This window comes from Deinococcus alpinitundrae (genome assembly GCF_009982895.1).
Lineage (GTDB): Bacteria > Deinococcota > Deinococci > Deinococcales > Deinococcaceae > Deinococcus > Deinococcus alpinitundrae.
In genome coordinates this window covers 1-297 of the sequence record NZ_WXZL01000184.1, presented here as the reverse complement: position 1 = coordinate 297, position 297 = coordinate 1, and the positions used below count along the sequence as shown (strand labels likewise).

Here is a 297-nt window from a genome sequence, read left to right as displayed (position 1 = left end):
GAGCCGTTTCTAATCCAGACGAAATCACTGTCTTTTTACCACCAAAATAATCATAGATAGGTTTATATAGCAATGGATAGTGGGTACCTACTAAAATGACAGTATCAGACTAACTATTACGCCAACGTTTCAGTGTTTGATGAATGACAATGCTTGTAATTGTTGGATCACTATATCTCATTTGTTCTACAAGTGGCACAAAACCTGGACAGGCAACGCCATGTACCTCTACATGTGGATTGATACGTTTAATATGCGTACGATATGCTTCAGATTTAATTGTGCCTTCCGTTCCTA

Annotated in this window: 1 protein-coding gene; it reads right to left on the bottom strand. The window is 38.0% G+C overall.

The features are described 5' to 3' along the window. Positions 1–109: 109 nt before the first annotated feature. The coding region (locus GUI70_RS25545; RefSeq protein ID WP_237725142.1) for an aspartate/glutamate racemase family protein at positions 110–297 on the bottom strand (188 nt) is incomplete at its 5' end.